Genomic DNA, 2,008 nt, shown 5'->3' with positions numbered 1-2,008 from the left:
GGAGTGCGGGCTGCTGGACGACGGGCGGCACCGGCCCGTCCTCGTCCTCCTCGGCGGTGAGGCCGTGCCCGAGTCGCTGTGGACGCGGCTGAAGGACACCCCCGGCCTGATCGGTTACAACCTCTACGGTCCGACCGAGTACACGATCAACACCCTCGGCGGCGGCACGCTGGACAGCGACACCGCCACCGTCGGGCGTCCGATCTGGAACACCCGTGCCCACGTCCTCGACGCCTGGCTGCGGCCGGTCCCGGTCGGTGTCCCCGGCGAGCTGTACGTGTCGGGCGTGGGCCTGGCGCGTGGCTACCTCGACCGTCCCGGCCTCACCGCCGGTCGTTTCGTGGCGGATCCGTTCGGGGAGCCCGGCGCCCGGATGTACCGGACGGGTGACGTGGTGCGGTGGCGGCAGGACGGGCTGCTGGACTTCCTGGGGCGGGTCGACGACCAGGTGAAGATCCGGGGATACCGGGTCGAGCCGGGGGAGATCGAGGACGCCCTGACCGGGCACCCGTCGGTTGCTCAGGCGGCCGTCGTGGTCCGTGAGGACGTCCCCGGTGTCAAGCGCCTGGCCGCTTACCTGGTCCCGGCCGCCGGTGCCGTGGACGTCGCCGACGTCCGCCGGTCGCTCGCGGCGGCGCTGCCGGAGTACATGGTCCCGTCGGCGTTCGTCGTCCTCGACGCGCTGCCGCTGACCGTCAACGGCAAGCTCGACCGGAAGGCCCTCCCCGCCCCCGACCTCGGAGGCGCGGGGCGTGCTCCCCGGAACCAGCGCGAGGAACTCCTCTGCGCCCTCTTCGGCGAAGTGCTGGGCGTCCAGGACGTCGGCCCCGACGACCACTTCCTCGACCTCGGCGGGCACTCCCTCCTGGCCACCCGCCTGGTCAGCCGCATCCGCGCCGAACTCGGCACCGACCTCGCCGTCCGCGACCTCTTCGAGGCCCCGACCCCGGCCGCGCTCGCCGAGCGCACCACGCCGGGCGCCGACCGCCGCCCCGCTCTGACGCGCCGCGAGCGCCCTGCCGAGCTGCCGCTCTCGCACGCCCAGCGGCGCATGTGGTACCTCCAGAACCTCGACCGGCACCTCGACGGCTCCGGGGTCACGTACAACGTCCCGCTCGTCGTCCGCGTGACCGGCCCGCTCGACGCGGACGCGCTGCGGCACGCCGTCGCCGACGTGACCCGGCGCCACGAGAGCCTCCGCACGGTCGTCGGCGAGCACGAGGGCCGGCCGGTCCAGCGGATCCTCGACGCACCCGACCCCGCCGACGCGCTGCACACCGCCGCGACGACGGAGGAGACCCTGTCGGCGGACGTCGAGGCGGCCGTCCGGCACGCCTTCGACCTCGCGCGCGAACTGCCGCTGCGCGTCACGGTGCTGGAGGCGGGCCCCGAGGACCACGTCCTCGTGCTCCTCTTCCACCACATCGCCGGTGACGAGTGGTCGATGCTGCCGTTCATCGACGACCTCACCGCCGCGTACACCGCCCGCGCGGCGGGCACGGCACCCGGCTGGGAGCCGCTGCCCGTGCAGTACGCCGACTACACGCTCTGGCAGCGCGAGCTGCTCGGCGACCCGGCCGACGAGCGGAGCGTCCACCACCGGCAGACCGCCTACTGGCGGCAGGCCCTGGACGGCCTGCCCGAGGAGCTCGCCCTGCCCCGCGACCGTCCGCGCGGCCGGGACACCGGCCACCGCGGCGACACCGTCCGCGCCCAGGTACCGCCGGCCGTCTACCGCGGCCTCCGCGACGCCGCGACGGCCACCGGCACCACGACGTTCATGGTGCTCCAGGCCGCCGTCGCCACACTCCTCCACCGGCTGGGCGCGGGCGACGACATCCCGCTCGGCGCGCCCGTCGCGGGCCGCTCCGACGCGGCGCTCGACGGACTCGTGGGCTTCTTCGTCAACACCCTGGTGCTGCGCAACGACCTGTCCGGCGACCCGACGTTCACCGAACTGCTCGGCCGCGTCCGGGAGAACGACCTGGCCGCCTTCGCCCACCAGGAC

Annotated in this window: 1 protein-coding gene; it reads left to right on the top strand. The window is 74.7% G+C overall.

Features of this window, described 5'->3' with window-relative positions; translation table 11 throughout:
* Positions 1-2,008: condensation domain-containing protein (locus tag JNW98_RS35490; protein WP_223772378.1), on the top strand; the 2,008-nt coding region annotated here is incomplete at both ends.

It is taken from the genome of Streptomyces huiliensis, assembly GCF_020037025.1.
GTDB lineage: Bacteria > Actinomycetota > Actinomycetes > Streptomycetales > Streptomycetaceae > Streptomyces > Streptomyces huiliensis.
This window is presented reverse-complemented; position numbering and strand designations above follow the sequence as displayed.